Raw genomic sequence first — 26,997 nt, forward strand, 5'->3', positions numbered from 1 at the left:
CGGCTACCCCCAGTGGGGCGGCACCTCGCTGCCCGGACAGTCCGCGTAGCGGCAGTTGACGTCCCGCACCCGCCTGCCGGTGACTTTGCCGTCGCTGTCGTAGCTGTATTCGACCGTGGCCTCCGCCGAGCGTCGGCAGTGCGGGCAGACTTCCATTTCGGTTTTGAAGCGCGCCATCATGTCCTCCTGGTCGCAATGCTATTGAAGCGCCTCGCTGGGTTGCGTGCCGATCGCAGTGAAGTGAATTGCGGCGCGATCTCGGGTGGAATAGGGGCGGAGGGGAACCAGCGAGGTAGCGTCAGAGCTGGTCGAAAGCATAAATGGGCGGTGCGATGCAGCTGAACTGGTTGAGCGTTGCCGATCTGATCGCCCAGGCCGGCGGCGATCCGTGGGCGGTCAATCGCAGTTTGCAGGCCGGTAACCCCTTTCAGATCTCCCAATTGGCGGAGGCCTTCCATGCCGCGGGCCGGTGCTCCACCGCGGCCCAAGAGGAGTTCGAGCAGGCCCGCAAGCGTTTCGACACGGCCTGGAATCACCAGAACGGTGACCACCCGATCAACGGCTCCGAAGAAGTGCAGCGGCTGACCAAATCGCTTCGCCTGCAGACCGAACAGTTGCCCAAGATCGCCGCTGATCTGGAAAACATCGCCGCCATGCTGGCGGCCGCGCAAAAAGAGGGCTCCGCCGAGATCGCCACGCTGGAACGGCAGCTGCAAGTGCTCGACAAACTGATCGGCGCGGCCACCAAGGATCTGCAAGACCCCACCCTCGACGCGAAGAGCCGCCAGGCGCTCGAGATCTTGATCAAAGACGCCAAAGCCGACGCCGCCGATGACACGCGGGACGCTCTCAAACAGATGAACTCAATCCGCGACACCTACACGAAATCGCTGCGTCAAGCGCAAGCGAACGGCCACCTCACCCCGCAGGATGCTGCCGCGGTCGCCGAGTTCAAGCCCGCGGGCTTCGGGGATGGGCAAGACGCTCCGCCCAGTGACCCCAGGATCACCGGACCGGCCGGTCCGCCCCAGCACGAGCAGAACACCTACGACCTCCAAGACCAGTTCCAAGACGGCCAGGGCCCCACCTTTGGCGGCGACCCGCGAGATGGCTTTCCCCGCAGCCCAGCGTCGGAACTCGCGCAAGGACCGCCGGGCACCCGCCCGCTGCCGACGGGGACCGCGCTGGGGCCCGACGGCCATCGCTACGCGTTTTTCAGCCACCCGGATGGGAGCGTGACCCCCGGGTTCAACGAATTCGCGACGAACGGATCTGTCTGGGACTACACCGATCCCACGCACCCCGTGAAAGTCGGTGAGCTGCCGGGGATTTACCAAGCCAGCGGCGTCTACGATCCCGCCACCAACCAGATGGTGATCGTCGGCAACACCAGCAACCGGGTAGGCGACACCACCCGAGGCATGTGGGTGTCGGGACCCATCGACCCGGCCAAACCCAACAGCTGGATCAACAACTTGCAGCGCGTCGGCACCGTCAGCCTGCCCGGTGATCGTGAAAGCCAACTGGTCTCGCTCAAAGGCGGTGGATTCATGCTCGTCGGCGCGACCAACGGCGGCCCCGTGCAGGGCATCACCGCCGCCACACCGCAAGGCCTGATGGGGGCGACACCCCAAACGCTGGTGGCCCCCAACCAGCTCCCGACCGTCTACGGACCCACCATCACGGGCACGACACTCGATCCGGTGACCGGCCTTGAGACGATTCAGCTTCGAGTGAGCACCTGGCCACCCGGGCCGACCTATGATCCCAACACGTGGACGACAACCTTTGGCGTCCAACACTAGGAAGGGGGACACCACATGCTGAGCAGGGTGGCCCTGGCGGTGATCACCGCGACCGTTGTGGTTCTGGGCCTGGGCTGTTCCCGCAACGCCCCGGGCGTCGCGACGGCCACGCCGCCGCCGAAGTTCCCCGATCTGAACGCATTTCAAGCGGTCGATGCCGCGCCCTACACCGCTGCGTCCCGCGCCGGCGGTGCAGCATATTTTGCGACGCCCGACGGGCTGCAGTGCATCCTGCCCAATCCACCCAAGCCGGGCGATCACGTCAGCGCCAGCTGCGATGGGCCGCTGCCTGGCTTGCCGGACAACGCCCCGGTCGGCAGCGACGGCTGCTCGGTGGTGGCCTCGCCGTCATCGCTTCCGACAGACCTCAACCCGTACAGCTTTCAGAAGGGCACCGGCTGCCCGATCATCACCTCGCCGCTGCTCAACGTCGGCCAAAAGCTCACCAAAATCGACATCACGTGCGTCGTGGGCGCCGACCGCCTGACCGCCTGCATCGATCCAATCCTGAACCGTGGCTTCGTCCTTCAGTCCACCGGCTCGTGGACCTTCTAGCCCGCCGCCGTCCCCCGCATCGACGCGGATGTGCTGGCAGCAAAATCCACGTAAGATTGTCGGCGTGAGTCAGATGCGCGGGTTGACGTTGGCGGCGGTGCTCAGTGCCGCCGCCGTTGTCTTCGCGCCCGCCGCGGGCGCCGACCCCGGGTCGCCCTCATACAACCAAGGCAAACAAGCCATCGATGAGCAGATTCAGCACTATCACGTGCAGTTGAATGCCGACACCGATTGGAACCAGTACTGCCAGAGGGTCCTTCAGAGCGATCTGAAAAGCGGGAAGATCGCCCGAGTGGACTCGGGCCCTGACTTCATCGCCGGGTGCACCGACGAGGGCCGTGCTCTCGTAGCGTCGCACTGAAAGCCCTTGCAGCCCAGGGGCTCCTGGACCCGCCTCTCCTTGACCAAAAGCACCGGGCGTAACGCCACGGCGGAAAATCAGCGCAAATTTCGCCGTGGCGTTACAAGCGCGGCGCTGCAGGGGCATTACAAGCGCGGCGCCGCGTGGCGTTACGAGCGCGGCGCTCACAGGCCGCGCCTCACAGGCCGATGTAGACCGCCTTGGTGTTGAAGTAGGCCTCGATGCCCTTGCGGCCGCGCTCGCCGCCCCAGCCGGACTGCTTGTGGCCGCTGATCGGCATCGACGGGTCGGCCGCGAGTGAGGAGTTCACCCAAACCTGGCCCGCGCGAAGCTCGTTCGCCATCCGGTGGGCGCGGGAGAGGTTTTCGGTCCAGATGGAGCCGGCCAGCCCGTAGTGCGTGTCGTTTGCGGCGGCGATCACCTCGTCCTCGTCGTCGAAGGGGATTACGCAACCCACCGGCCCGAAGATCTCCTCCTTGATGAGCCGCATGTCGGGCGTGGTGTTCGTGACGATCGTCGCCTCGTAGAAGTAGCCCTTGCGATCCATCGGCTTGCCGCCGGTGATGATCTCCGCGCCGCCGGCCACCCCGTCGTTCACGATGCCTTCGACCCGCTTGCGCTGCTTGTCACTGATCAGCGGCCCCAGCACCGAGTCAGGATCCTCGCTGCCGCCCATCGGCAGCATCTGGGCGAACTCGGCCAGCCGCTGCACGACGTCGTCGTAGATGCCGCGCTGGACATAGATGCGCGACGTGCACGAACAGTTCTGCCCCGAACCGGCGAGCAGGCCCATGCCCGCCCCCAAGATCGCCTTGTCGAGGTTGGCGTCGTCGAACATGATCAGCGGCGACTTGCCGCCGAGCTCGAGCGTCAGCCGCTTGAGGTTGCCGGCGGCCGCCTTGACGATCAGCCGTCCGACCTCGGTCGACCCGGTGAACGAGATCTTGTCGACGTCCGGGTGCGCGGTGAGCGCGGCGCCGGTGGTCTCGCCGTAGCCGGTGATGACGTTCAGGACGCCGTCGGGCAGGCCGGCCTCGCGGAAGATCTCCTCGAGCTTGAGCGCGGTCAGCGGCGTCTCCTCGGCGGGCTTGAGGACGGCGCTGCAACCCGCCGCGAGAGCCGGCGCGACCTTGAGCATCGCGACAAAGAACGGCCCGTTCCAGGGGATGATGAGGCCGACGACGCCGACCGGCTCGAGCTGGGTGAAGGTGTGGTAGGTCTCCCAGGTGCCCAGCAGGCCGTCGGACACCAGATTGGCCGACTCGCCGTGGATCTTGCCGACCCAGCCGGCGTAGTACTTCAGCATGTCGACCGACACCGGGATGATGTGCCGCGCGGCCGTCAGGTTCATGCCGTTGTCCTGGCCCTCGAGCGCGGCGAGCTCGTCGGCGCGTTCCTCGATGATGCGTGCCGCGCGGAAGAGCACGTTCGCCCGGTGCGACGCGGGCGCCTTGCGCCACACGCCCGACTCGAAGGTCTCGCGCGCGCGGGCCACCGCGGCGTCGACGGCCGCCTGGTCGGAGTCGGGGACCTCGGTGATCAGCTCCTCGGTGGACGGGTTGAAGACCTCAATGGCGTTACTCACGGTGTTCAGTGGCCTTTCGCTCGCGAGAATGCTGTCGTTGCGCGACAGAGGTTACGCGCGTAACCAGTGGGTGTCCAGTGCGTGGGGGAGTCGCGCCGGGCAGGCGTTCGGGCGGATTCTGCTGGTCGCCGACGTGCGGAAACCTGATCGGCGATCCGTGGATCGCGGTGCGGCGCTCGCCTGCCTCAACGCCGACGGGCGGCTAAGTTACCTGTATGCGGGTTGTTCGCCTTTTCGGTGCCGTCCTGACGATCCTCACCGCGGGGTTGCTGCTGGCAAGCCCCGCCGGCGCGCAGCCGCCCTCGCAGCTCAGGGATCACATCACGGATACCACCGGGGCGCTGACCGATCCCGGCCGGGAGGCGGTCAGTTCGGCGATCGACCGCCTCTACCGCGATCGCCACATCCAACTGTGGGTCGTCTACGTCGACAACTTCTCCCGGTACAAGCCCGACAATTGGGCCGCCGGCACCCGCAGCGCCAGCGGGCTGGGCGGCCAGGATGCGCTGCTGGCCATCGCCACGAACACCAAGGCGTACTCGTTCACCGTGCCACCGCAAGTGCAGGGCCCGACCGCGGCCAGCCTGAACAGTCTGCGGCGCAACCAAATTGAGCCCGTGTTGGGCGCCAAAGACTGGAGCGGTGCCGCGGTCGCCGCGGCCGACGGCTTGGACAAACTGGCGAGCTCGGCCAAGCCGGCGAGCCCGTCGAAGCCGATCTGGCCGCTGGTCGCGATCGGCGTCATCGTCGTCGTGCTGGTGGTACTGCTGTTCGTGCTCTATCGCGCGCGTCGGCGCCGACGCGCTCTTGCCGGTGGACACGTTGAGGGGCACGAGGATTCTTTGGCGCAGGCGCTGTCCACCGCCGATGCCAGGGTGCGCCAAATCTCCGATTACGTCGCCCGGCATCGCGACAGCGTCGGCTCCGAAGCCCAGGCTCGGCTCGACGAGGCCAAGCGGCATGTGGCGGCCGCGCACGGCAAGGAATCCACCAACGACGCCGAAGCGATCGCGCACGCCAACCGCGCATCGACACTGGCCGCTCAGGCGCAGACATTGGCCAATGACAACGTCCTCGGACGGCAGGGCGCGCGACGCGGTCGAAGTCGTCAGCGGTAGGACGCACGCAGCAGCGACAGCGCCTGCTCGACGGTCTCCTCGCTGGTGCGCGTCGCGTCGACCCGCAAAACGGACGGTTGCTCATCGGGCGGCGTGAATGCGGCACGCAACTCGGGCCACAGCTCGATCCGCGCATCCGAGACCACTCCCTTCTCCGTCGCGCGCCGCTCGAGTCGCGCGATCAGGGTGGCGTCGTCGGCGTCGCACAGCACGACGCGGAGGTCGGCCCCGAGGCGGTGCGCCAGCTGCCGCATCTGGGCGCGCTCGCGCGGATTGCCGAACGTCGCGTCGACGGCCACCCCGCGGCCGCGACGTAACCAGCGTGCGGCGTCGCGGCGCAGCGCGGCATAGGTGCTGCGCGTCATCGCCGGATCGTAAAGCCCCGAACCGAATTCGTCGCCGCCGCGCTGGGTGGGCTCGATGCCCGCCATCCGCTTGCGCGCCAGATCCGACGAGAGGTGCACCAGCCCGAGCCGGCCGGCGAGCGCGCGTGCCAGCGTGGTCTTGCCGCTGGCCGGCAGGCCCATGGTGACCACCATCGGCGGCCGGGGCAGCCCACCTGCGTGCGCCCACGCCAGGTCGAAGTACGCCCTCGACTCGGCGATGAGCTGACGCCCTTCCTCACCGGACGACTGGCCGGTCTGTTCCAGGCGCAGGCTGCGGACCTTGCCGCGAACGTAGGCGCGGTAGCAGATATAGAAGTCGAGCAGCTCGAGCAGCCCGTCGTCGCCGCTAGCGCGCACGTAGGAGTCGACGAACCCCCACGCCAGGTCTGCGCGACCGTGATACTCCAAATCCATTGCCAGAAAGGCGACTTCGGACGCCAGGTCGGCGCACCGATAGCGCGGCGCGAACTGCAGGCTGTCGAACAACAGAATTTGGCCGTCCTCGATGCAGATGCTGGCGGCGTGCAGGTCGCCATGACCATCCCGCACGTGCCCGTCGGCCACGCGTCGCTCGAGTAACGGCGCCTGTGTGCGCACGAATTCGTCGACGTAGCTTCGGATCTCGTCGTTGACGTCGCTCGCGATCGTGCGCCCGACGAACGGGCGCATCTGGTCGAAGTTCTCCCGCCAGTTCGCGATCACGCTGGACGGTCCGCCATACGCGTCGATGTCGGGGCCGGTTTCGGCGCTGCCGTGAAGCTTGGCCAGGGTGCGGCCGATTCGTCGCGCGAGACGCAGGTCGACCTCGCCGCGGGCGAGCTTGGCCGGCAGCATGCCGTCCTCCGGCAGGCGCCGCATCCACACGGCCGGTTCGCCCGCGCCGGACGCGCCGCCGATGCGGTAGTGGCCGTCTCGCTCGGTGACTTCGACGACGCCCAGGTACATTTGCGGACTGAACCGCCGATTGAGGCGCAGTTCCTCGTCGCAGTCGGCGCGGCGCTGCTCGATGCTGGTGAAGTCGAGGAAGCCGAGGTTCACCGGCTTCTTGAGCTTGTAGGCGTACGGTCCGGCGAGCAGAACCCACGAGCTGTGCGTCTCGTGAAGACGCACGTCGCGGGCCGGGGGGTCATACGCGTCGGGCCGCAGCAGATCGGCGACGATGCGCGGGCGGCCCTCGGGCCCGATCGGATCGAAAGCGTTTGTCATGGTCTCGCCGAACGATTACAGGTGGCTCGCGTGCCCGTCAAGGCGCGTGCCGATTGCCCCCATCGGCGGGCAACAGTGCGTGCGTGACGACAGTGCCGTCGAAGACGAATGTATGGGCCGGACGGCGCAGTGCCTCGATGGTGGTATTCGGATGCACGACGACTCCGCCGCCAGACGGGATGCCGAGGCCGGTCACCTCTCCGTTCAGCGACTGCATGGTGCGCTGTAGCCGCGACCACTCGGCCCGTTCGTCGTGCACGTCGATCACCATCGGGACGAGATTGAACACGTCGAACACGTCGGCGCCGAGCGATGCCGGCGTCTCGACGATCCCATAGCGTCCAAGCTGAACCGCACCGGCCGAAACACCCATCAGGACGGCACCTTTGGCGTAGCGGTCCAGGATCGCGTCCTTCATGCCGGTTTGCTCAAAGGTGTTCCAGCCCAGACGCACATCGCCGCCGGCGAGGACGATCAACTGGGCGCTGTCCAGATAGGCGCGGTCGGGCCCGTCGAACGACGAGACGATCATGCGACGGTCGGTGATCCCGACGGCATCCATGGCCGCCTCGAAGATTTCGTAGAACTCCGGCTGGTCCCCGTTGGAGGCGCCGATGTAGGCCGCGCTCAACGGTTTGTCTCGATCCAGTCCATCGAGGGCTGCCTCGAGAAGCAGGCGGTCGCGGCGCTGCCAGAACAGCAGTTGACTGTCCGCCAGCAGGTAGAGCGGTTGAAGTTGTTGTGCCACGACGCGTTTCCGATCGGCATCCGGCATGACGTCAGCCTACGGGTTATCGAGCTCGTCGAATCTTGGCGAGCGCGGCGCCGAGGCCGTCGCCGTCGCACAGCTCGCTACGCCGGGCGAGCGTCACTACCATCGCGACGGCTTCCGGCTCTATGCAGGCCGTTGGCGTCGATGTCGGTGAAGAAACGTCACCCTCGCCGATGCTCGGCGGGGCAATTCAATACCCGGTCAAGATTTAGTAAAGCCGCAGCGCACACACGTCGGCAAACTTCACCCGTTACCTTGGTGCCTATGGACAGCGACCGGAGTGACTCCGCCTTCACCTGGCAGGGCCGGCGCGAACTCGTGAGCCGGATGCACGACCAGCTCGACGATCTTGTCGCCGCGCGCGACCAGATGGAACAACTGGTGCGGGTCATCGTCGAGCTTGGCTCCGATCTCGACCTGGACGTGACCCTGCAGCGGGTCCTCAAGGCGGCGATGGAACTGACCGGTGCCCGCTACGCCGCCCTGGGTATCCGGTCATCCGACGGCAGCCTCGTTTCGTTCGTGCATGCCGGGATCGACGCGGACACGGCTCAGTGGCTCGGTGACCTTCCGATCGGCGAAGGTCTTCGCATCGACGACCTGAGCACCCATCCGCCAACCGCAGGGCTGTCCGCCCACGATCCGCCGATGCGCGCACTCCTCGGAATACCGATTACCGTGCGGGCGGCCAACTTCGGCAGCCTTTACCTGGCCGACGACCGGCCCGGCCTGGTCTTCACCGACACGCAGGAGGGCGCCGTCCGCGCGATGGCCACTGCGGCGGCCGCCGCCATCGACAACGCGCGCCTCTTCGAGCGCGAGCGCGAATCGGCCAAATGGACGAAGGCCAGCCGCGAGATCACGACCGCGCTGCTGTCCGGCGACCCCCAGACGGGACCACTACAGCTCATCGTCAACCGGGCGCTGGAGCTGGCCGGCGCCGAACAGGCGATCCTGCTGGTGCCCCGGGAGCCCGAATCGCCCGTCGACGAGGCCGACACCCTGGTGGTGGCCGCCACGGCGGGCCGCTATTCCTCGGAGGTGATCGGCCAGCAGGTCCCGATGGACGGCTCGACCACCGGCGGTGTCGCGCGCCGCGGTCTCCCGCTGATCACCGATTCCTTCCAGTACCCCATCGAGGGGTTCACCGATGTCGGTGAACGCCCGGCGATCGTCATCCCGCTGATCGCGGACGGCGCGGTGCTCGGCGTCATCGCCGTCGCGCGCGACCCGCACCAGCCCCCGTTCGGCAACGACTACCTCGACCTCGTCAGCGACTTCGCCCGCCACGCGGCGATCGCGCTGGCCCTGGCGGCGGGCCGCGAACACGCGCTCAACCAGGAGCTCGCCCAATCCGACACCGTCGAGGACGCGGTCCACGCCGCCGCCGAAGAGTTGCGCCGGCTGTGGCGGGCGCGCCGCGTCCTGGCCGTCACCTTCCCCACCTACAGCTCCGCCGCGGAGACAGCCTTCGGTGCACCGCAGGTGGTGTCGGTCGGCGAGCCCACGCAGTGGGCCGACCTGCCGTCCCACACACAACAGGCGCTCAGCTCGTTGCGCGACGGCGACTTCCTCAGCCCGACCACGACCCAGCCGGGGACGGCGGGCATCGCGCTGCAGCACCCCGAGGGCGTGCTCGTCGTCTGGATCGACCTGACCGAGCAACGCCCGTTCACGCTGGAGGACCAGACCTTGCTCACCGTGCTGGCCGGCCGCCTCGGCCAGGGACTGCAGCGGGTGCACCAAGTCGACCAGCAGCGCGAGACCGCCCTGGCCCTGCAGCACGCGATCCTCGGCCCGGCGGATCTGCCCAACGGGTTCGCGGTGCGCTATCAGGCCGCCACCCGGCCGCTGCAGGTGGGCGGTGACTGGTACGACATCGTCGACCTCGAGGACGGGCGCATCGCGTTAGTTGTCGGCGACTGTGTCGGTCACGGCCTCGCCGCGGCCGCCGTGATGGGACAGGTGCGCAGCGCCTGTCGTGCGCTATTGTTCGAAAACCCAAGCCCCGCTGCGGCCCTCGCGGGAATGGATCGCTTCGCGGCGCGGCTTCCCGGCGCGCAGTGCACCACCGCCGTGTGCGCGGTGCTCACCCCCGACACCGGCGAACTCGTTTACTCCAGCGCCGGGCATCCGCCGCCCATCCTGGTGCACGGCGACGGCAGCATCCAGATACTCGATGACGGTCACACCATCGCATTGGGAATACGGGGCGAGTGGTCACGCCCGGAGGCCCGCGTGACCGTGCCGGCGCGCGCGACCCTGATCCTCTACACCGACGGACTGGTCGAGCGTCGCCGCAGCCCGCTGGATCGGGGTATCTCTCGCGTCGCCGGCGTCGCACAGGACGGCCGAGCGCTGGGACTGGAGGATCTGGCCAACCGGGTCATGACCCGTGTCGCGCCGCGGGGTGGATACCAGGACGACGTCGTGCTGCTGCTTTACCGCCATCCGGCCCCGCTGGAGTTGAACTTCCCCGCCGACGTCAGCCAGCTCGCACCCACCCGCAACGCCCTGCGCAACTGGTTGGCCCGGGTGCGGGTGGGCCCCGAGGAGACCCTGAACGTGCTGGTGGCGGCCGGGGAAGCCGTGGCCAACGCGATCGAGCACGGTCACCGCCACCGACCGGAGGGCCTGATTCGCCTGGGCGCGATCGCGATCGGCGACGAGGTGAAGTTGACGATCACCGACACCGGCACGTGGAAGGCTCCGCAGCCGGCCGCCCATCATCGTCGCGGCCGGGGGATCCCGCTGATGCGAAGCCTGATGCACGACGTCGACATCCGACCGGCCGACGACGGAACCACCGTTCACCTCTCCGCGAGGATCACCTGATGACCAGCCCGCTCACGCTCGACACCGCGCGCGGCAGCGACGGGAAACTCGTGCTGGTCGCGGTGGGGGAGATCGACCTGAGCAACATCGATGCGTTCACCCTCGCGCTGTCCACCGCCGCCACCGGCAGCGACGGGGCCCTGCTTGTCGACCTCAGCGCCGTGGAGTACCTCGACAGCGCCGCCATCAACGCCTTGGCCGTCCACGCCGACCGCATCGAGCTGGTCGCGCACCCGATCCTGATGCCCGTCCTCAAGGTCAGCGGTCTGACCGAGCTGACCGCCATCGTGCCCGCACCGTCTCCCAGGAAGCGGTGACACACCCCTCCCGATACCGAAAGTTCGTGCGGCGCAACGTAAGATCTGTTCTTAGTGGCCCATGGGAGCTGCGCGTGCGACGATGGCGTAATGGCTGACGACGCGCAGAACTCGGAACGGGAATTCAACGAACACAACATCGACGAGTTCCGCCGCAACGGCGGCAAGGTCGGGGGACAGTTCGAGGGCTTCCCGCTGCTGTTGCTGACGTCAGAGGGTGCCCGCAGCGGCGCCCAACGGGTCAACCCGGTCGCCTACTTCGACATCGACGGCAAAATCTATATCGTCGGCTCGGCGGCGGGCCGCGACAAACATCCCGCGTGGGTGCACAACATCCGCGCCATTCCCGACGTGTCCGTCGAGATCGGCTCCGATGCTCCCAGGTCGATGACCGCGCGCGAATTGCCGCGCGAGGAAAGGGATTCGATCTATTCCGTCATCGTCGAGCGCGCGCCCGGCTTCGGCGAATACCAGCAACGCACCGATCGCGTCATCCCGGTCTTCGAATTGATGACCGACTGAAGACCCGCGCTGCCAACAACATTCAAGCCCTCCAATTCGGCACGCTAAGGCGTCGATTCCCGCACAATGATGTGCGCGGGTGCGGCCCGATGCGACGAGACATCACCGCCCGCCGTGCCCGAAGGACAAAGTGAGGTCGGCGATGAGACGGTATCTGCGGCGCCCCATGATCGGCGTGTTCGCCCTCGCGTTGGCCGGGCTGCCGGTGACGGTGCTCGGGACGCCCGCGACCGCCCGCGCCGACGGCGAATGCGCACCGGGCTGGGGCTGGAGCGTCGAGCTGAACGAGTGCGTGTTCTTGCTCCCGGCCGCAAATGGACCGGGGGGACCGGGCGGCCCCGGTGGACCGGGCGGGCCAGGCGGACCGGGCGGGCCGGGTGGACCGGGTGGCCCCGGCGGACCGGGAGCGCCCGGCCACCCCGGAGCGCACTAAAAGTCGCACCTAGCTGCGGTAACCCAACGCCCAGAGCGGCGACATCGCCGGGCGGGCGGCGCGTGGGAACTCCACCCGCCCCTCGGTCGTTACACCGGCTAAGTAACCGGTGATTCCGAGGGGGACAACAGCCGCATGCCACGCACAGACAACGACACCTGGGACCTTGCGACCAGCGTGGGCGCGACCGCCACGATGGTGGCAGCCGCCCGGGCGATCGCGACCAACGCCGACAACCCGCTGATCGAGGACCGATTCGCCGAGCCCCTGGTTCGCGCCGTGGGCGTGGACTTCTTCACGCGCTGGGTCTCCGGCGACCTGGTCGACGCCGATGTCGACGACCACGAATCCGGCTGGAAGCTCGAACACATGCCCGCCGCGATGGCCGCCCGCACCCGTTTCTTCGACTCCTTCTTCCACGCCGCGACGCAGGCCGGGATCCGGCAGGCCGTGATTCTGGCGTCCGGTCTCGACGCGCGCGCCTACCGGTTGGCCTGGCCGGCCGACATGACGGTGTTCGAGATCGACCAGCCGCAGGTGATCGCGTTCAAAGCCGCCACCCTGGCGGAGCTGGGTGCCGCCCCGCAGGCCGAGCTGCGCACGGTCTCCGTCGATCTGCGCAACGACTGGCCAAAAGCCTTGGCGGGCGCGGGCTTCGACAAGAACCGCCCCACCGCATGGATCGCGGAGGGGCTCTTCGGGTATCTGCCGCCCGAAGCGCAAGACCGCCTGCTGGACAACATCACCGCACTCAGCGCCGACGGCAGCCGGCTGGCGTGCGAAGCTATTCCGGACATGTCCGAGGTAGACACCGAGAAGGCTCAGGAAATGATGCGCAGGGCCACCGCGAAATGGCGTGAGCACGGCTTCGACCTGGAATTCGGCGATCTCGGCTACCAGGGCGAGCGCAGCGACGTCGCCGGATACCTCGACAACCTGGGCTGGCGCTCGGACGGCGTCAAGATGAGTCGGCTGCTGGCCGACTTCGGCCTGGACTCGATCCCGCAGACCAACGACTCCGTCTCGGTGGCCGACACCATCTACTACAGCTCGGTGCTGGCCAAGTGACCGCACCGCAGCGCCGCGGGCTCAACGAAGCCGTCACCCGGATGTGGACCTTCCTGGCGCCGGCCTACGACCTGCCGTTCCTGCAACAGTGGGTGTACCGGCCGCCGCACAACGAGGTGATAGCACAGCTGCGCAATCACGGGGCACGAAAGATCGCCGATATCGCTTGCGGCACAGGGATTCTCAGCGACCGGATTCAGCGTGAACTGAATCCCGACGAGATCTACGGCGTCGACATGTCCGACGGCATGCTCAACCAGGCGCGGGCCAGATCGGATTGGGTGCAGTGGTTGCGTGGTCCCGCCGAACAGCTTCCCTTCGACGACGGTGCGCTCGACGCCGTCGTGACGACCTCGGCGTTCCACTTCTTCGACCAGCCCGCGGCGTTGCGCGAATTCCATCGCGTGCTCGCGCCCGGCGGCCTGGTGGCGGTGTCGGCGTTGAGCACGCGGCAACCGCGCCTGCAGTCATCCGCGCAGAGCCGGTGGAAGCCGCAACACAACACGTCGGCGCCCGAGATGCGGAAGTTGTTCGAAGACGCGGGGTTCGTGATCAGCGATCAACACCGCATCCCGCGGCCGGTCTGGACCCGCCTCGTTTCCGACCTGTTAACGGTGGGCACCAAGAGCTGAAACTCGCGTCGCACGCGAAAACCGTTCGACGTCAACGCATGAACGATGATGCCCGCCTCGCCAACCGGCGAGGCGGGCATCGCGTTCAGCGATCTTTACAGCGGAATCCAGACCCCGAAGAAGTCAAATCCCCACTGGTTGAAACGGGGGTTCCAGTACGGCGTTTCCTGGTAGCCCCAGTAGTTGATCGGGCCATAACCCCACTGACCGCCGGGCGGGGGGAGCGGTCGATCCCACGCCGGCCTCGGCGGCGCGCCCGGGCCCCACGGGCCAGGCCCCTCGCCCCACGGGGCGCCGTGGAAGTAGCCGCGCTGGTCGTCGCCGTGCCACGGCCCACCCGGGCCACCGGGCCCTCCCGGTCCACCGGGACCGCCGGGACCACCCGGGTGATCGGGACCCGGGCCGCCGGGCCCACCCGGTCCGCCTGGACCGCCGGGGTGATCGGGACCGGGACCGCCGGGCCCACCCGGGCCGCCGGGCCCGCCGGGATGACCGGGTCCACCCGGGCCGCCGGGCGGACCACCGGGGCCGCCGGGACCGCCAGGACCACCGGGACCGCCTGGGCCCCCGGGATCATTCGGGCCGGTGGGGGCGTGGAAGCCCCCGGGTTGCGGTGCGCCATGACCACCCGGACCAGGCGGCGGACCGCCCGGTGCCGCGTTGGCAAACCCGGCGCCCATTCCCAAGGCCGCGGCGCTCAGTGCGCCGGCGATGGTCACCCCTCCGACAAGTTGCTTCAACTTCACGATGCTTCCCCTATCCACGAGGGACTTCTTCGACTAGGGATGTGTTCAGAACCTCCCCCTGACACAACCCAGACGCTAGATAGCTTTCCTATGGACTAGCTGTGTGTGGCCCATGCAATGCGTGGGCCGGCCCCTCGACCGCCGGTTTGGCAAGGCTAGGTTGGCTAGTCGCCCAGGGTTTTCCTCTATATCGTTGCCGCCGTGTCGAGTACGTCACATCCGGCCGAACCGCACATCGGGTCGGTGTCGTCGAAGTTGAATTGGCTACGCGCGGGCGTGCTGGGCGCTAACGACGGAATCGTCTCCACCGCGGGCATCGTCGTGGGGGTTGCGGCGGCCACGACCCTGCGAGCGCCGATCTTGACCGCCGGCAGCGCCGGACTGGTCGCCGGGGCGGTGTCGATGGCGCTGGGCGAATACGTATCCGTCAGCACCCAGCGCGATACCGAGAAGGCGCTGCTGCGCCAGGAGCGTCGCGAATTGCGCGACGATCCGGCCGCCGAACTGGACGAGCTCGCCACACTTTACGAAGCGAAAGGCCTGACACCGGCCACCGCGCGCACCGTCGCCGAGGAACTCACGGATCAGAATCCGCTGCTGGCCCATGCCGAGGTCGAACTCGGCATCAATCCCGAGGAGCTGACGAATCCGTGGCAGGCGGCATCGTCGTCGGCCCTGTCATTTGCGAGCGGCGCGCTGCTGCCATTGATCGCCATCCTGGCCCCGCCGACCACGTGGCGAATCCCCGTCACCATGGCGACGGTGCTCATGGCATTGGTGGTCACCGGCGCGGTCTCGGCCGGCCTGGGCGGGGCGCCGAAGCTTCGCGCGGTGCTCCGCAACGTCATCGGCGGCAGCCTCGCGCTGACGGTCACCTACGTGATCGGCCACCTGGTGGGCGCCGCCATCGACTGACGGGCGCGGTGCGCATCCAGCGACTGGAAGCGCAACTGTAACATTCACGGTTGCGGGTCTCAGCAGGGTTCCGCGCTCCCCTCACGCGAAGGGTCATGCAGTGGCCGAGCCCGATATCATTCCGGATGAAGCTCCATGGGCGGAACCGGCGCCGTACTTCGAGCGCGACGAAAAGCGATTCGTACCAACACAAATCGCACGCGGCGGCTGGGGCCCATCGCTCAGTGGCCACGTCGTCGGCGGACTCTTGGCGTGGGCGGTCGAACGGGCCGCACCGGACACGGAGCTGCAACCGGCGCGGCTCACCGTCGACCTGCCCCGGCCGACGGCGCTCAAGCCGCTCGAAGTGCACACCGAGGTCCTCCAGGACCGACGGCGATTGCGGCTCGTCGAGGCCGTCATCATCCAGGACGGAGCCCCCGTGGCGCAGGCCAGCGCGCTGTTCGTGCGGCGCGGCCCCCAGCCCGACGGGCACGTCTGGTCACCGCCGGTGCAGATGCCGCCGCTGCCGCTGGGCGAGACGTCCCCGACGCTATTCATGCGCACCTACGGCTGGGGCTCAGACGTGCAGAACCCCGATCCGGAGTGGCCCCAGACCGACGGGCCGAAATACACCTGGCTGCACGAGAATCGCCCGCTGATCGACGACGAACCCCTTAGCGCCTTCACCCGCGCGGCGATGGCCGGCGACATCACGGCCTCGATCGCCAACTGGGGCACCAACTCCCTGGAGTTCATCAATGTCGATTACACGCTCACGTTGACCCGGCTGCCCGAGGGCGCGCGAATCGGCCTGGCCTCCCTCACTCATCACAGCCACGACGGGATCGCCAGCGGTTCGGCCGTCCTGGTCGACGAGAAGGGCCCGATCGGCACCGGTGTGTCGGTCGCCGTCGCGCACTCGGGATTTCGTCCGCGCTCCGCCGATCCGTCGGTGCGGTGACGTTGGCCGGCTCCGGCACGTTCTGGGCGTTGATCGCCGACGCGGCGCAACGCGGCTCAAACAGGCCGCTGCTGGCCGACGAGCACGGCCGCAGCCTGACCGCGCGCCAGCTGCACGACGCCGCGTGTGGCACCGCCGCCGCCCTCGCCGAACGGGGAGTCCGCGGGGGAACCGTGGTGTCCTGGCAGCTGCCCACCACGCTGGAAACCATGGTGGTGATGGCGGCGCTGGTCCGGCTCGGTGCGGTGCAAAACCCGATCATCCCGTTGCTGCGGGAAAGCGAAGTCGGCTTCATCACCGGCCAGTTGAACACCGAATTCTTGGTGGTACCGGAGGTTTGGCGCGGCTTCGATCACGGCGGTCTGGCTCGGGAGTTGGCACGGGACAAGGGTTTTGAGGTCATCACCGTCGACCTGGCCACGCCCCCGGCCGGCAAGCTGCGGCTAGCCCGCGCCGACCCCGGCTCCCTGCCCGCGCCCCCGCAATCGGCGGACGACGCCCGCTGGGTCTACTACTCCTCGGGGACCACCGCGGCCCCCAAAGGGATCCGCCACACCGACACCTCGGTCATCGCCGGCTCGGCCGGAGTGGTGGGCATGGTGGGGGCCACCAGCAGCGACGTGGACCCCGTCGCCTTCCCGATCGCCCATATCGGCGGGGCGGCGATGCTGGCCACCGCCCTGCTGACCGGCATGCGGCTGGCGCTGTTCGAGTCGTTCGACCCCGCGACGACACCGCTGGCCATCGCCGCCCACAATCCGACGTTCCTGGGCACCGCGACCCCGTTCTTCGTGGCGTTCCTCGAAGCCCAACGCGCTCACGGTGATCGGCCGTTGTTCTCATCCGTGCGCGGTTGTCTGGCGGGAGGCGCGCCCATCACCGCCGAATTGGGCCGCCAAGTCCGCGAAACCTTCGGCATCGCCGGGATCGCCAACGCGTGGGGGATGACCGAGTTTCCGTGCGCGACGTCGCCGCCACTGACCGCCCCGCCGGAGGTGCTCGACCATACCGTCGGCCCGCCGGTGCCCGGGGTCACGGTCCGCGTGGTCGACCGCCACGAGGTCGAACTGGGCGTCGGGCAGGAAGGGGAGCTGCGCCTCAAGGGGCCCCAATGTTTCCTCGGCTATGCCGATCCTTCACTTGACGCCGAGGCGTTCGACAACGAGGGCTGGCTGCGCACAGGCGATCTCGGCCTGATCGACGCGGACGGCAACGTCAGCGTCACGGGTCGCACCAAAGATGCGATCATCCGCAACGCGGAGAACATCTCCGCCCTCGAAATCGAGAATGCGCTCGCTACCCATCCCGACGTCGCCGACGTGGCCGTCATCGGGATCCCCGACCCACGCACCGGCGAACGCGTCTGCGCCGTCGTGGTACCTGCGTCCGCCGGCGGTGTGTCGCTGGAATCCCTTGTCCAGCACTGTCAATCGCGGGGGCTGAGCCGTTACAAGCACCCCGAGCACGTTGTGGTCGTCGACACGCTGCCGCGCAATCAATTCGGCAAGGTGATCAAGAAGGACCTGCGCGACGCATTCAGGTGATTGATGCGATCCCGCGGACGTAACGCCACGGCGAGATTTCGCCTGAATTTTCGCCGTGGCGTTACGTGCGTGGCGTTACGTGCGCGGCCGCTACAGCCCCTTGGGCGCGTCGCGCACCGCCTGCACCGCCGCGGCGTCGCCGTCGAACTCGACCTGGGCCGCGCGCCCGACGGAGAACAGCAACAGCTCCGCGGGCGCACCGGTCACCGTGACCGCCGGACCCTGACCGGCGGTGAGCAGCGTCTTGCCCTCCGGGGTCCGCAACGCCACCCGGCCGGGCGCCTTGGCGAGGGTCAGCCGGGCCATCAGCGGCAGGGTGCGGCGCAGCATCGTGCTCAGCGCGGGCTCCAGCGCGCGCGGCTGCCAGCCCGGCTGCGCGCGGCGCACGTCCTCGTGATGGATGAACATCTCGGCGACGTTGGCCACCGGGTCGAGCAGTTTGAGCGGCGAGTACACCGGCGGTCCGGCGGCGACCTTGCCCACCAGCTCGTCCCACTCGTTTCGCTCACTCACCTGGTTCTGCACCTTGGCGGTGTGAGAGGCGAAGAACGGGATCAGGATGCCCGGGGCGGCGTCGGGGCGGTACTCCCGGATCATCAGGTGGGCGGCCAGGTCCCGGGTCGTCCAGCCCTCGCAGAGCGTGGGTGCGTCCGGACCGACGCCGCGCAGGGTTTCCACGAGGGCGGCGCGTTCACGTTGAGCAACAGACATGCGTTCAGCGTAGAGCCGGTCGCCCCCGAAGAGGACGGGTCCACCGAACACCAACGCCCGGCGGCTCGGTAAATTTGAAACGTCATGTTGTCGAAGGGAATGTCATGAACGCGCACGTCGAGCAGTTGGAGTTTCAGGCAGAGGCTCGCCAACTGCTGGATCTGATGGTCCACTCGGTCTACTCCAACAAGGACTCGTTCCTGCGGGAGCTGATCTCCAACGCCTCCGACGCGTTGGACAAGCTTCGGCTCGAAGCGTTCCGCAACAAGGATCTCGACGCCGACACCTCCGACCTGCACATCGAGATCGACGTCGACCACCAGGCGCGCACCCTGACCATCCGCGACAACGGCATCGGCATGACCCGCGCCGAAGTGGTCGACCTGATCGGGACGCTGGCCAAGTCGGGCACCGCCGAGCTGCGCCAGCAACTCCGCGAGGCCAAGAACGCCAAGAACGAGGCCGCCTCCGAGGAACTCATCGGCCAGTTCGGCATCGGCTTCTATTCGAGCTTCATGGTGGCCGACAAGGTCGAACTACTCACCCGCAAGGCCGGCGAGAGCGACGCCACCAAATGGGAATCCAGCGGCGAGGGCACCTACACGATCGAATCGATCGACGGTGCGCCGCAGGGGACGTCGGTCATCCTGCACCTCAAGCCCGAAGACGCCGAGGACGAGCTGCACGACTACACCTCGGAGTTCAAGCTCCGGGGTCTGGTCAAGAAGTACTCCGACTTCATCGCCTGGCCCATTCGTATGCAGGTCGAGCGCCGGGAACCGGCTGCCGAGGAAGGCGGCGAGGAGACCGTCACCATCGAGACCGAGACCCTCAACTCGATGAAGGCGCTGTGGGCCAGGCCCAAAGACGAGGTCTCCGAGGAGGAGTACAAGGAGTTCTACAAGCACATCGCGCACGCGTGGGACGACCCGCTCGAAGTCATCGCGATGAAGGCCGAGGGCACCTTCGAATACCAGGCGCTGCTGTTCATTCCGTCGCACGCGCCGTTCGATCTGTTCAACCGCGACGCCCAGATCGGCATCCAGCTCTACGTCAAGCGCGTGTTCATCATGGGCGACTGCGACCAGCTCATGCCCGAATACCTGCGTTTCGTCAAGGGTGTGGTTGACGCGCAGGACATGTCGCTCAATGTCTCGCGCGAGATCCTGCAACAGGACCGCCAGATCAACGCCATCCGCCGGCGCTTGACCAAGAAGGTCCTGTCCACCATCAAGGATCTGCAGTCCGAGCGCCCCGACGACTATCGGACCTTCTGGACCCAATTCGGCCGGGTCGTCAAGGAAGGCCTGCTGTCGGACTTCGACAACCAGGAGACGTTGCTGCAGATCTCCTCGTTCGCCTCGACGCACAGCGAGGAGGAAGCCACCACGCTCGCCCAGTACGTGGAGCGCATGAAGGACGGCCAGACGCAGATCTTCTACGCCACGGGGGAGACGCGTCAGCAGATCCTCAAGTCGCCGCATCTCGAGGCGTTCAAGGCCAAGGGCTACGAGGTGCTGCTGCTCACCGACCCCGTCGACGAGGTCTGGGTGGGCACGGTGACCGAATTCGACGGCAAGCCGCTGCAGTCGATCGCCAAGGGCGAGGTGGACCTCAGCGCCGAGGGCGACGAGAGCGAGGCCGAGCGCGAAGAGCAGCAGAAGGAATTCGCCGACCTGCTCACCTGGCTGAAGGACACCCTGGCCGATCACGTCAAGGAAGTTCGGCTCTCCACCCGGCTGACCGACTCGCCGGCCTGCCTGATCACCGACGCCTTCGGGATCACGCCCGCGCTTGCGCGCCTCTACCGCGCCTCGGGGCAGGACATTCCGGTGGGCAAGCGGATCCTCGAGCTCAATCCGAACCACCCGCTGGTCACCGGCTTGCGTCAGGCACACCGGGACCGCAGTGACGACCCGTCCATCGCCGAGACCGCCGAATTGCTCTACGGCACAGCGCTTCTCGCCGAAGGCGGCGCACTCGACGACCCGGCACGGTTTGCCGAGATGCTGGCCGATCGGTTGGCCCGGACGGTGTAGGCGGGTCCTCGCCGGCAATTGAGCAGTTTTAGGGATTGAAAAGCCCCCGGCGGGGATACTTAGGTCGCATGGCTGAGTTTCGCGTGATCGACCCGCACGGGCGGGTCGTCGCGACGAAGAATTTCGTTAACGCGGAGGGCGCCCACGCATGGTTCGTCCACTCTGTCGGCGGCAACACCGAGCTGGGCTGGCGCATGGAGGTCAACGACGACGGGCAGTGGGCCTTCTTCGATGACACCGAAGGCTTTACCGCCCCGGTGAGCCGCCGGCCGACGAAGCGCTGAATCGACGATCGACGCGCGTGGTCGTCCACGTAGGCTCCCACCATGCAGGTCGACGCGATGACGACTCCCCAGCCGCTCGGTCAAATCGGCGAGCTTGCCCGACGAACCCAGTCCGCCGGCTTCTCCGGTCTGTTGTTCACCGAGACGGGCCGCACCGCCTACCTGAACGCCGCCGTCGCCTCGCAGTCCGCGCCCGACCTCGAACTGTCCACGGGCGTCGCGGTGGCCTTCCCGCGCAGCCCCTTCGTCACCGCCGCCGCCGCGTGGGAATTGCAGGAGGCGACCGAGGGAAAGTTTCGGCTGGGGTTGGGAACCCAGGTGCGCACCCACGTGGTGCGCCGCTACGGCACGGCCTTCGAGCGGCCCGGCCCGCGCCTGCGCGACTACCTGCTCGCCGTGAAGGCGTGTTTCGCGGCGTTTCGCTCCGGGACGCTCGATCACCACGGCGACTTCTACGATCTCGACTTCATCACCCCGCAGTGGAGCCCCGGGGCCATCGGTGCCCCCGACCCGAAAGTCGATATCGCGGCGGTGAATCCGTGGATGCTGCGGATGGCCGGCGAGGTGGCCGACGGGGTGCACGTCCACCCGATCGGCGAACCGGGATACCTGGCCCGTCACGTGCTGCCGACGGTCGCCGAAGGGGCGGCCAAGGCCGGGCGATCGGTGTCGGACCTCGCGATCATTGTGCCCGTCATGACGATCGTCGGTGACAGCGACGAAGAGCGCGACAAGCAACGCGAAGTGGTGCGCGCCAGCATGGCGTTCTACGGAAGCACGCCCAACTACGCATTCATTTGGGACGAGGCCGGTTTCGAGGGCACGACCGCCCGGATCCGGGAGAAGCAGAAGGCCGGCGACTTCGCCGGCATGGCGGCCCAGGTCACCGATGAGCACATCGCCGTCTTCGCCACCGAGTCGAGCTGGGACGGGCTGGCCGACGCGCTGACGGGCAAATACGCCGGGATGGCAACGCGTTTGGTGATGTACAACTCCGTCGCCGACCAGGACCGCTTCGAGCGCTACGGCGAGGTGGCCCGCCGGATACGGGAACGCCAATAGGTTTACGGCAGAAGGCTATTGGGATCCGTTACTGTTTGTCGACCTTCGCGCCGATCTGGTTGGTGATGTTGACGCCGAGGTCCCCGACATCCTTGCGGCACGCGTCGACGTCGATGACGACGTTGCGGCGGGCGGTCAGGACCCGCTGGCAGGGCACCGTGACGTTCGTGCCGTCCGCGTTGATCGTCACGGTCACCGAAGTGCTCAGCACCCCGTTGGCGTTGGACACCGATCCCACCTTCCACTGCAGTTCGGGGTGGGTGCCGTCGGCCGGGACGGTGTCCTGGCGATTGGCGCAGGCGGGCCAGCGCTGCGACGCGGTGGTGAAGAACGCGCTCGCCTGCTCGGGGGAGGGGAACGACACGACAAATTGGTAGACGTCAGGGCTTTCCAATTGGTTGGCGCCGGGGGGCGTCGGCGCAATGTCGTGGTAGCCGTACACGCCGGTGCTTCCGCTGTCGACGTATTCGGACGCCAGTCCCGCATGGATCGTGTACCTGCATTCGGGCGGGAATGTGTAGTCGGTGCGGTGCACCGGGTCTTCACCGAGGTTGGTGAACGGCGGATCGCTCGTCGTTCCCCGGGTGCCCAGCATGCTGTCGATCTCGTCGGGGCTGAGCATCAGGTTGGGCAGCGCGGCCTTCTCGAGGGGCGTCTGCGGCGAGGCCGCGGTGGTGGTGCTCGACGACGCGGCGGTATCGCCCGCGTTGCTGTCGCCGCACCCGGCCACGAGCATCCCGGCAGCAGCGACGGCGACGGCGGCAGTTAGCTGGCGCATGGTGGGTGCCCTTCCTGCTTGAGCCGACTCCTGAGAGGTCGTTTGCGGTGGAGCATACGACAGCACCGTGCGCCGCGAGCCGGTTCGGCACGAAGCGCTATGTTCGCGGGGTGTCACCAGTGAACTTCGCGTCCGTCGCGCCGATCATTCCCGTTCGCAATCTCGATGCCGCCCTGGACCGCTACCGCCGGCTCGGGTTCGACGCCCGCGCCTACGACGGCCCGGACCGCTACGGCTTCGCCGACCGCGGGTCGGTGTCGCTGCACCTCACCGAGTGGGACGAACACGACCCGCTGCGCACCGCCGCGAGTGTGTACTTCTACGTCAGCGACGCCGACGCGCTCTACGCCGAGTGGTCCGCGGTGGACGATCTCGAGGGGCGCTTGATCGCGCCGCAGGACACCGCCTACGGATTGCGGGAGTTCGCCTACGTCGATCCCGACGGCACCGCGCACCGTGTCGGATCACCGCTAGCCTGGTCAGGCGGGTTCCCTTGAGAGACTGGGCTTTTCGTCATCCGAGGGGGCGGAAGAGGCCTGGCTGTGCGCCAGCGCTATCGTCGCCGCCACCATCACGGCGACCGAAACGCCCAAAGCCACCAGGCCGACGCCGTTGGTGTGCAGCGTCTCGCCCAACACGGTGACACCGAGCGTCGATCCGACGACCGGCTCGGCGACGGTCACCGCTGGAAGCGACGCGGTGAGTGGGCCGGCCCGAAACGCCGATTGCTCCCAGGCGGTGGCCGCGATCGCCAGCACGATCCACACGTACAACTCGGGTGTGCGTAACAACGCCGGGATGCCGCGGTCGAGTTGGTCGACGACGCCCTTGGTCACGACCGAAAACAGCCCCCACAGCGAACCGGACAACAGGCCCAGCAACAGCGCGGCGACCCGTCCCGGGAACATTCGCGCGCCGATCACACACAGGATCAGGACCGGGCCCATGACCAGCGCCACGATGGTCCAGGTCTGCACCGACCCGCGTGGCATGCCGGCCTGAGGGTCGCCGACCGTGAGGATCACCGCGACCGCCGCCACCAGCAGCATGGCCCAAAACCCTTGCCGCCGTGTGACTCTGCGGTGATTCGCCCTCGCGCTGATGACCAACGCGAACAGCAGCGAGGTCACCAACAGCGCTTGGACCAGCACCACCGAACCCACGCCCAGCGCCGCGGCCTGAAACCCGAAGCCGGCCGCGGCCACGAGGCTGCCCGCCCACCATCGGCGATCGCGCAGGAGCCGGCGAAACAGCGCGACGGTGCCGACCGGTTGGTCGGTGACCCGCTGAGCGGATCGCTGCTGGACGGCATCCCCGACGCCGACCATCAAGGCGGCCGCCACCGCGAGCGCCACTGCTATGCCTGTCGTGCCCACTGGTCCTTCCCTCGACCGTCAACCGCTTGCGCCGCAACGGCTTTGCGGCAGTGGCTTCGTGGCGCACCGGTCACAGGCGCACCACGCGTCCCTCTGCCGGGCGACAGGCGGTCAGCTCGCGCGCCGGATCTTGAGCGCGGTGGTGATCATGGGAATCTGCAGCGGCAGCCGGGCCAGGGCGAAGACCCGCATCGCCCACGGCTTGTCCCACCACAGCCGGACCATGTTGACGTTGCCCGGGAAGACCCCGACGAACAGGGCGACGGCGGCCAGCGCCGCGGCTCGCCGGGTGCGCCGCGGCACCAGCAGCGCCCCGATCGTCAGCTCGGCCACTCCCGATCCGTAGGTGTAGAACCGCGGGCTGCCGGGCAGCTCGACGGGAATGATCGAGTCGAACGGCTTGGGCGCCACGAAGTGCAGGGTGCCGATGCCGAGCAGCATCGCCGCGACACGGTAGGCGAGTTGCTGGGTGGCGTCACGGCCGGCGACGGGTCTGATTGTCATGAAGACATTGTGCCCATTGCCGCCATCGGTTACGCGCGGTCGGCGTCGGTGAAACGGATGACGCCGCGAATGTTGCGCCCCTCGAGCATGTCGCGGTAGCCGTCGTTGATCTGCTCGAGGGTGTACTCGCGCGTGACCATGTCGTCGAGGTTGAGCTGTCCCAGCGTGTACATCTCGAGGATCGCCGGAATGTCGTACTGGGGATTGCCGCCACCAAAAATGCTGCCCTGCAAGCTCTTCTGCAGCAGCGAGAGTCCCGCAAGGTTGAGGGTGACCTCGTTGGCCTGCACGCTGGCCATGCCGGTGAGGCAGCACACCCCGCCCTTGGCCGTCAGCCCCATCCACGACTCGACGTCTTTGCCTTCCACGTGGCCCACGGTGACGATCACCTTGTGGCACATCATGCCTCGGGTCGCCTCGGCGATGCCGGCCGCGGCGCTGCCCACGTCGGCGAAAGAAGCTGTGGCGCCGAACTTGAGCGCCTGCTCGCGCTTCCATTCGTAGGGGTCGACGGCGAAGATGCGTCGGGCCCCGGCGATGCGGGCGCCCTGCAGCGCGGCGACGCCGACGCCGCCGATGCCGATGACGGCGACATCCTCGCCCGGCGCGACCGCCGCGCTGCGTACCGCCGAGCCGTAGCCGGTGGTCACCCCGCAGCCCACCAGGCAGGCCACGTCGAACGGGATCGCGGGGTCGATCTTGACCACCGAGGTCTGGTGCACCACCACATAGGGCGCGAACGTGCCCAGCAGTGACATCGGGATGACGTCGCGGCCCCGCGCGGTGACGCGAAACGATCCGTCGGAGACCGATTGGCCCGACAGCAGGCCCATGCCCAGGTCGCACAGGTTGCGCAGCCCTGTCTGGCACGGCGTGCACTTGCCGCAGGACGGGATGAACGACATGACCACGTGATCGCCGACGGCCAGGTGCTCGACACCATCGCCGACCTCGGTGATGATGCCGGCGCCCTCGTGGCCGCCCAGCACCGGGAAGCTGGGGATGGGAAAGTCACCGGTCAGCAGGTGGTGGTCGGAGTGGCACAGGCCAGCCGTCTCCAACTGCACCGTCACCTCGCCGTGGCGGGGTTCGCCGATCTCGATCTCGTCGATCACCCAGGGTTCGTTGAGGTCCCAGACCAGGGCGCCTTTGGTTTTCAACGGGGAGGCCTCCTGAAACGTGTACTAACCGCTTAATTGTTAGCGCGGTCACAGACCGGCCCCCACCGAACTTAGACCAATACTATTGTCTATACAGTATTTGAAACGATTCGCCGCGACTGAACGCCGCCAGACCGCTCGAGGTGCAGAACATGGGTACACCCGTAATCGTCGGAGCCGTTCGAACGGCGATCGGCCGTTCCTTCAAGGGAACGCTCGTCAACACGCCGCCCGAGACGCTGATCACCGCGGTGCTTCCCGAGGTGGTGCGCCGCTCCGGTGTCGACCCGGCCGCCATCGACGACATCATCTTCGCCGAATCTCATTACGGCGGTGGCGATCTGGCGCGCTATGCGGCCACGGCGACGGGCCTCGAGCACGTCCCCGGCCAATCGGTCAACCGGCACTGCGCGGGCAGCCTCACCGCGATCGGCAACGCGGCGGCGCAGATCGGCTCCGGCATGGAGCGGGTGCTGATCGCCGGCGGCGTGCAGTCGCTGTCGATGACGCCGCTGACCAACTGGCGGATCCCCGGGCCCGAGCTGAAGTTCGAGGAGCGCTGGATGCCACCCACGCACGTCGAGACGCCCGACGCGCCGGCGAAGGACATGTCGATCACCGTCGGCTGGAACACCGCACAGACGGTGGGCATCACGCGCGAGGAAATGGACGCCTGGGCTGCCCGCTCGCACCAGCGCGCCGTCGCGGCCCAGGATGCGGGCAAGTTCGTCGACGAGATCCTGCCGCTGAAGATCTCCCAGGCGGACGGCTCGGTCATCGAGTTCGCCGTCGACGAGCACCCCCGCCGCGACACCACCGTCGAAAAGCTCGCCGGGCTCAAGGTGTTGCACCCCGAGATCGAGGGCTTCTCGATCACGGCGGGCAACAGCAGCGGCACCAACGACGCCGCGGCCGCGGTCGCGCTGGTGGACCGCGAGTACGCCGACGCCGAAAAGCTCAACGTGATGGGCACGGTCAGGGCGTGGGCCGCCGCGGGCGTGCCGCCGCGGGACTGCGGTCTGGGTGCGGTCAAGGTCATCGGCAAGGCGCTGCAGCGCGCCGGGTTGTCCCCCGGCGACGTGGCGCTGTGGGAGATCAACGAGGCGTTCGCGTCCGTGCCGATCGCGGCGTGCCGCGAATACGGCCTCGACGAGGAGAAGGTGAACTTCTCCGGCAGCGGCTGCAGCCTCGGCCACCCCATCGCGGCCTCCGGGGCGCGCATGGTGACCACGCTGGCCTACGAGCTGGCCCGTCGCGGCGGCGGCATCGGCGTCGCGGCGATGTGTGCCGGCGGCGGCCAGGGCGGCGCTGTGGTCATCGAGGTCTAGCGGCGATCGCGA

General features: G+C 67.9%; 28 protein-coding genes. 18 read left to right on the top strand and 10 right to left on the bottom strand.

Going from position 1 to position 26,997, the window contains the following annotated elements:
- Positions 1 to 3: 3 nt before the first annotated feature.
- Positions 4 to 180 (bottom strand): hypothetical protein, encoded by a 177-nt coding sequence (locus G6N26_RS01310; protein WP_042911429.1) that lies wholly within the window; start codon positions 178 to 180, stop codon positions 4 to 6.
- A gap of 152 nt (positions 181 to 332) precedes the next feature.
- Here G6N26_RS01310 and G6N26_RS01315 point away from each other — a divergent pair, with 152 nt between their 5' ends.
- The 3 genes from G6N26_RS01315 (at position 333) to G6N26_RS01325 (ending at position 2,721) form a co-directional block, all read left to right on the top strand.
- Positions 333 to 1,805: a putative alpha/beta hydrolase gene (locus G6N26_RS01315; RefSeq protein WP_067168784.1), complete on the top strand. Its 1,473-nt coding sequence runs from the start codon at positions 333 to 335 to the stop codon at positions 1,803 to 1,805.
- Positions 1,806 to 1,820: 15 nt separating this feature from the next.
- Positions 1,821 to 2,360 carry a hypothetical protein gene (locus G6N26_RS01320; RefSeq protein ID WP_083017750.1) on the top strand — a complete coding sequence of 180 codons (540 nt, stop codon included), beginning with the start codon at positions 1,821 to 1,823 and terminating at the stop codon, positions 2,358 to 2,360.
- A gap of 73 nt (positions 2,361 to 2,433) precedes the next feature.
- Positions 2,434 to 2,721, top strand: a complete 288-nt coding sequence (locus tag G6N26_RS01325; RefSeq protein WP_083017799.1) for a hypothetical protein — start codon at positions 2,434 to 2,436, stop codon at positions 2,719 to 2,721.
- Between the two features lie 178 nt (positions 2,722 to 2,899).
- Here the strand turns inward: G6N26_RS01325 and G6N26_RS01330 are convergent, their stop codons facing one another.
- The gene (locus G6N26_RS01330; RefSeq protein WP_067168718.1) at positions 2,900 to 4,306 is read right to left on the bottom strand and encodes an aldehyde dehydrogenase family protein; all 1,407 of its coding nucleotides are present in this window, start codon (positions 4,304 to 4,306) and stop codon (positions 2,900 to 2,902) included.
- Positions 4,307 to 4,521: 215 nt separating this feature from the next.
- Here G6N26_RS01330 and G6N26_RS01335 point away from each other — a divergent pair, with 215 nt between their 5' ends.
- Positions 4,522 to 5,424 (top strand): TPM domain-containing protein, encoded by a 903-nt coding sequence (locus G6N26_RS01335; protein ID WP_083017748.1) that lies wholly within the window; start codon positions 4,522 to 4,524, stop codon positions 5,422 to 5,424.
- Here G6N26_RS01335 and G6N26_RS01340 read toward each other — a convergent pair.
- Positions 5,415 to 7,016: a bifunctional aminoglycoside phosphotransferase/ATP-binding protein gene (locus G6N26_RS01340; protein ID WP_083017746.1), complete on the bottom strand. Its 1,602-nt coding sequence runs from the start codon at positions 7,014 to 7,016 to the stop codon at positions 5,415 to 5,417. The genes G6N26_RS01335 and G6N26_RS01340 overlap by 10 nt on opposite strands.
- 37 nt (positions 7,017 to 7,053) lie before the next feature.
- Positions 7,054 to 7,791, bottom strand: coding sequence for a Type 1 glutamine amidotransferase-like domain-containing protein (locus G6N26_RS01345; protein ID WP_083017744.1), 738 nt, complete (start codon positions 7,789 to 7,791; stop codon positions 7,054 to 7,056).
- 261 nt (positions 7,792 to 8,052) lie between these two features.
- On the opposite strand from G6N26_RS01345, the gene G6N26_RS01350 reads away from it, so the two are divergent.
- From G6N26_RS01350 to G6N26_RS01375, 6 genes are all read left to right on the top strand, one after another.
- On the top strand, positions 8,053 to 10,623 hold the full coding sequence (locus G6N26_RS01350; protein ID WP_083017742.1) for a SpoIIE family protein phosphatase: 2,571 nt from the start codon (positions 8,053 to 8,055) through the stop codon (positions 10,621 to 10,623).
- Positions 10,623 to 10,940 carry an STAS domain-containing protein gene (locus tag G6N26_RS01355; RefSeq protein ID WP_067168729.1) on the top strand — a complete coding sequence of 106 codons (318 nt, stop codon included), beginning with the start codon at positions 10,623 to 10,625 and terminating at the stop codon, positions 10,938 to 10,940. Before G6N26_RS01350 ends, G6N26_RS01355 begins: the two co-directional genes overlap by 1 nt.
- Before the next feature lie 90 nt (positions 10,941 to 11,030).
- On the top strand, positions 11,031 to 11,462 hold the full coding sequence (locus tag G6N26_RS01360; protein WP_083017740.1) for a nitroreductase family deazaflavin-dependent oxidoreductase: 432 nt from the start codon (positions 11,031 to 11,033) through the stop codon (positions 11,460 to 11,462).
- A gap of 142 nt (positions 11,463 to 11,604) precedes the next feature.
- Entirely contained in the window at positions 11,605 to 11,895 is a 291-nt protein-coding gene (locus G6N26_RS26020; protein ID WP_083017738.1) for a hypothetical protein, read from the top strand.
- Between the two features lie 135 nt (positions 11,896 to 12,030).
- Positions 12,031 to 12,963: a class I SAM-dependent methyltransferase gene (locus G6N26_RS01370; RefSeq protein ID WP_083017736.1), complete on the top strand. Its 933-nt coding sequence runs from the start codon at positions 12,031 to 12,033 to the stop codon at positions 12,961 to 12,963.
- The gene (locus tag G6N26_RS01375; protein ID WP_067168734.1) at positions 12,960 to 13,595 is read left to right on the top strand and encodes a class I SAM-dependent methyltransferase; all 636 of its coding nucleotides are present in this window, start codon (positions 12,960 to 12,962) and stop codon (positions 13,593 to 13,595) included. Before G6N26_RS01370 ends, G6N26_RS01375 begins: the two co-directional genes overlap by 4 nt.
- Positions 13,596 to 13,690: 95 nt before the next feature.
- Here the strand turns inward: G6N26_RS01375 and G6N26_RS01380 are convergent, their stop codons facing one another.
- On the bottom strand, positions 13,691 to 14,341 hold the full coding sequence (locus G6N26_RS01380; RefSeq protein WP_082991372.1) for a chitin-binding protein: 651 nt from the start codon (positions 14,339 to 14,341) through the stop codon (positions 13,691 to 13,693).
- 201 nt (positions 14,342 to 14,542) lie between these two features.
- On the opposite strand from G6N26_RS01380, the gene G6N26_RS01385 reads away from it, so the two are divergent.
- The 3 genes from G6N26_RS01385 (at position 14,543) to G6N26_RS01395 (ending at position 17,743) form a co-directional block, all read left to right on the top strand.
- Complete coding sequence (locus G6N26_RS01385) at positions 14,543 to 15,256, top strand: VIT1/CCC1 transporter family protein (protein ID WP_067168736.1); 714 nt, start codon at positions 14,543 to 14,545, stop codon at positions 15,254 to 15,256.
- 100 nt (positions 15,257 to 15,356) lie between these two features.
- Entirely contained in the window at positions 15,357 to 16,199 is an 843-nt protein-coding gene (locus G6N26_RS01390) for a thioesterase family protein (protein ID WP_083017733.1), read from the top strand.
- 2 nt (positions 16,200 to 16,201) lie between these two features.
- Entirely contained in the window at positions 16,202 to 17,743 is a 1,542-nt protein-coding gene (locus tag G6N26_RS01395) for a class I adenylate-forming enzyme family protein (protein WP_083017798.1), read from the top strand.
- A 90-nt stretch (positions 17,744 to 17,833) separates the two neighbouring features.
- Here G6N26_RS01395 and G6N26_RS01400 read toward each other — a convergent pair whose 3' ends face one another.
- Positions 17,834 to 18,454, bottom strand: a complete 621-nt coding sequence (locus G6N26_RS01400) for a TIGR03085 family metal-binding protein (RefSeq protein ID WP_067168788.1) — start codon at positions 18,452 to 18,454, stop codon at positions 17,834 to 17,836.
- Between the two features lie 104 nt (positions 18,455 to 18,558).
- Here G6N26_RS01400 and htpG point away from each other — a divergent pair, with 104 nt between their 5' ends.
- From htpG to G6N26_RS01415, 3 genes are all read left to right on the top strand, one after another.
- Positions 18,559 to 20,493, top strand: a complete 1,935-nt coding sequence (gene htpG, locus G6N26_RS01405) for a molecular chaperone HtpG (RefSeq protein WP_083017731.1) — start codon at positions 18,559 to 18,561, stop codon at positions 20,491 to 20,493.
- A 68-nt stretch (positions 20,494 to 20,561) separates the two neighbouring features.
- The gene (locus G6N26_RS01410; RefSeq protein ID WP_067168742.1) at positions 20,562 to 20,777 is read left to right on the top strand and encodes a hypothetical protein; all 216 of its coding nucleotides are present in this window, start codon (positions 20,562 to 20,564) and stop codon (positions 20,775 to 20,777) included.
- Positions 20,778 to 20,819: 42 nt separating this feature from the next.
- Complete coding sequence (locus tag G6N26_RS01415) at positions 20,820 to 21,839, top strand: TIGR03617 family F420-dependent LLM class oxidoreductase (protein ID WP_067168744.1); 1,020 nt, start codon at positions 20,820 to 20,822, stop codon at positions 21,837 to 21,839.
- A 28-nt stretch (positions 21,840 to 21,867) separates the two neighbouring features.
- On the opposite strand, the gene G6N26_RS01420 is transcribed toward G6N26_RS01415, so the two are convergent.
- Positions 21,868 to 22,617 carry a sensor domain-containing protein gene (locus G6N26_RS01420; RefSeq protein WP_083017729.1) on the bottom strand — a complete coding sequence of 250 codons (750 nt, stop codon included), beginning with the start codon at positions 22,615 to 22,617 and terminating at the stop codon, positions 21,868 to 21,870.
- 119 nt (positions 22,618 to 22,736) lie between these two features.
- On the opposite strand from G6N26_RS01420, the gene G6N26_RS01425 reads away from it, so the two are divergent.
- A complete protein-coding gene (locus G6N26_RS01425) occupies positions 22,737 to 23,114 on the top strand; it encodes a bleomycin resistance protein (RefSeq protein ID WP_179960332.1) in 378 nt (125 codons plus the stop codon).
- Here the strand turns inward: G6N26_RS01425 and G6N26_RS01430 are convergent.
- The 3 genes from G6N26_RS01430 to G6N26_RS01440 all read right to left on the bottom strand — a co-directional run bounded on the left by G6N26_RS01430 (position 23,097) and on the right by G6N26_RS01440 (position 25,657).
- Complete coding sequence (locus tag G6N26_RS01430) at positions 23,097 to 23,993, bottom strand: DMT family transporter (RefSeq protein ID WP_083017726.1); 897 nt, start codon at positions 23,991 to 23,993, stop codon at positions 23,097 to 23,099. The genes G6N26_RS01425 and G6N26_RS01430 overlap by 18 nt on opposite strands.
- Positions 23,994 to 24,104: 111 nt before the next feature.
- A complete protein-coding gene (locus G6N26_RS01435; protein ID WP_067168749.1) occupies positions 24,105 to 24,497 on the bottom strand; it encodes a DoxX family protein in 393 nt (130 codons plus the stop codon).
- A 29-nt stretch (positions 24,498 to 24,526) separates the two neighbouring features.
- A complete protein-coding gene (locus tag G6N26_RS01440; protein WP_067168750.1) occupies positions 24,527 to 25,657 on the bottom strand; it encodes an NDMA-dependent alcohol dehydrogenase in 1,131 nt (376 codons plus the stop codon).
- Positions 25,658 to 25,809: 152 nt separating this feature from the next.
- Between G6N26_RS01440 and G6N26_RS01445 the strand changes: the two genes are divergently transcribed.
- A complete protein-coding gene (locus G6N26_RS01445) occupies positions 25,810 to 26,985 on the top strand; it encodes a thiolase family protein (RefSeq protein WP_067168792.1) in 1,176 nt (391 codons plus the stop codon).
- The last annotated feature ends 12 nt before the right edge of the window (positions 26,986 to 26,997 follow it).

This window comes from Mycobacterium marseillense (assembly GCF_010731675.1).
Classification (GTDB): Bacteria; Actinomycetota; Actinomycetes; order Mycobacteriales; family Mycobacteriaceae; genus Mycobacterium; species Mycobacterium marseillense.

Coding starts and splice junctions, on each gene's coding strand:
- G6N26_RS01310 (WP_042911429.1), bottom strand. CDS start 180: ATGATGGCGCGCTTCAAAACCGAAATGGAAGTCTGCCCGCACTGCCGA.
- G6N26_RS01315 (WP_067168784.1), top strand. CDS start 333: ATGCAGCTGAACTGGTTGAGCGTTGCCGATCTGATCGCCCAGGCCGGC.
- G6N26_RS01320 (WP_083017750.1), top strand. CDS start 1,821: ATGCTGAGCAGGGTGGCCCTGGCGGTGATCACCGCGACCGTTGTGGTT.
- G6N26_RS01325 (WP_083017799.1), top strand. CDS start 2,434: ATGCGCGGGTTGACGTTGGCGGCGGTGCTCAGTGCCGCCGCCGTTGTC.
- G6N26_RS01335 (WP_083017748.1), top strand. CDS start 4,522: ATGCGGGTTGTTCGCCTTTTCGGTGCCGTCCTGACGATCCTCACCGCG.
- G6N26_RS01340 (WP_083017746.1), bottom strand. CDS start 7,016: ATGACAAACGCTTTCGATCCGATCGGGCCCGAGGGCCGCCCGCGCATC.
- G6N26_RS01345 (WP_083017744.1), bottom strand. CDS start 7,791: ATGCCGGATGCCGATCGGAAACGCGTCGTGGCACAACAACTTCAACCG.
- G6N26_RS01350 (WP_083017742.1), top strand. CDS start 8,053: ATGGACAGCGACCGGAGTGACTCCGCCTTCACCTGGCAGGGCCGGCGC.
- G6N26_RS01355 (WP_067168729.1), top strand. CDS start 10,623: ATGACCAGCCCGCTCACGCTCGACACCGCGCGCGGCAGCGACGGGAAA.
- G6N26_RS01360 (WP_083017740.1), top strand. CDS start 11,031: ATGGCTGACGACGCGCAGAACTCGGAACGGGAATTCAACGAACACAAC.
- G6N26_RS26020 (WP_083017738.1), top strand. CDS start 11,605: ATGAGACGGTATCTGCGGCGCCCCATGATCGGCGTGTTCGCCCTCGCG.
- G6N26_RS01370 (WP_083017736.1), top strand. CDS start 12,031: ATGCCACGCACAGACAACGACACCTGGGACCTTGCGACCAGCGTGGGC.
- G6N26_RS01400 (WP_067168788.1), bottom strand. CDS start 18,454: ATGTCTGTTGCTCAACGTGAACGCGCCGCCCTCGTGGAAACCCTGCGC.
- htpG (WP_083017731.1), top strand. CDS start 18,559: ATGAACGCGCACGTCGAGCAGTTGGAGTTTCAGGCAGAGGCTCGCCAA.
- G6N26_RS01410 (WP_067168742.1), top strand. CDS start 20,562: ATGGCTGAGTTTCGCGTGATCGACCCGCACGGGCGGGTCGTCGCGACG.
- G6N26_RS01415 (WP_067168744.1), top strand. CDS start 20,820: ATGCAGGTCGACGCGATGACGACTCCCCAGCCGCTCGGTCAAATCGGC.
- G6N26_RS01420 (WP_083017729.1), bottom strand. CDS start 22,617: ATGCGCCAGCTAACTGCCGCCGTCGCCGTCGCTGCTGCCGGGATGCTC.
- G6N26_RS01435 (WP_067168749.1), bottom strand. CDS start 24,497: ATGACAATCAGACCCGTCGCCGGCCGTGACGCCACCCAGCAACTCGCC.
- G6N26_RS01445 (WP_067168792.1), top strand. CDS start 25,810: ATGGGTACACCCGTAATCGTCGGAGCCGTTCGAACGGCGATCGGCCGT.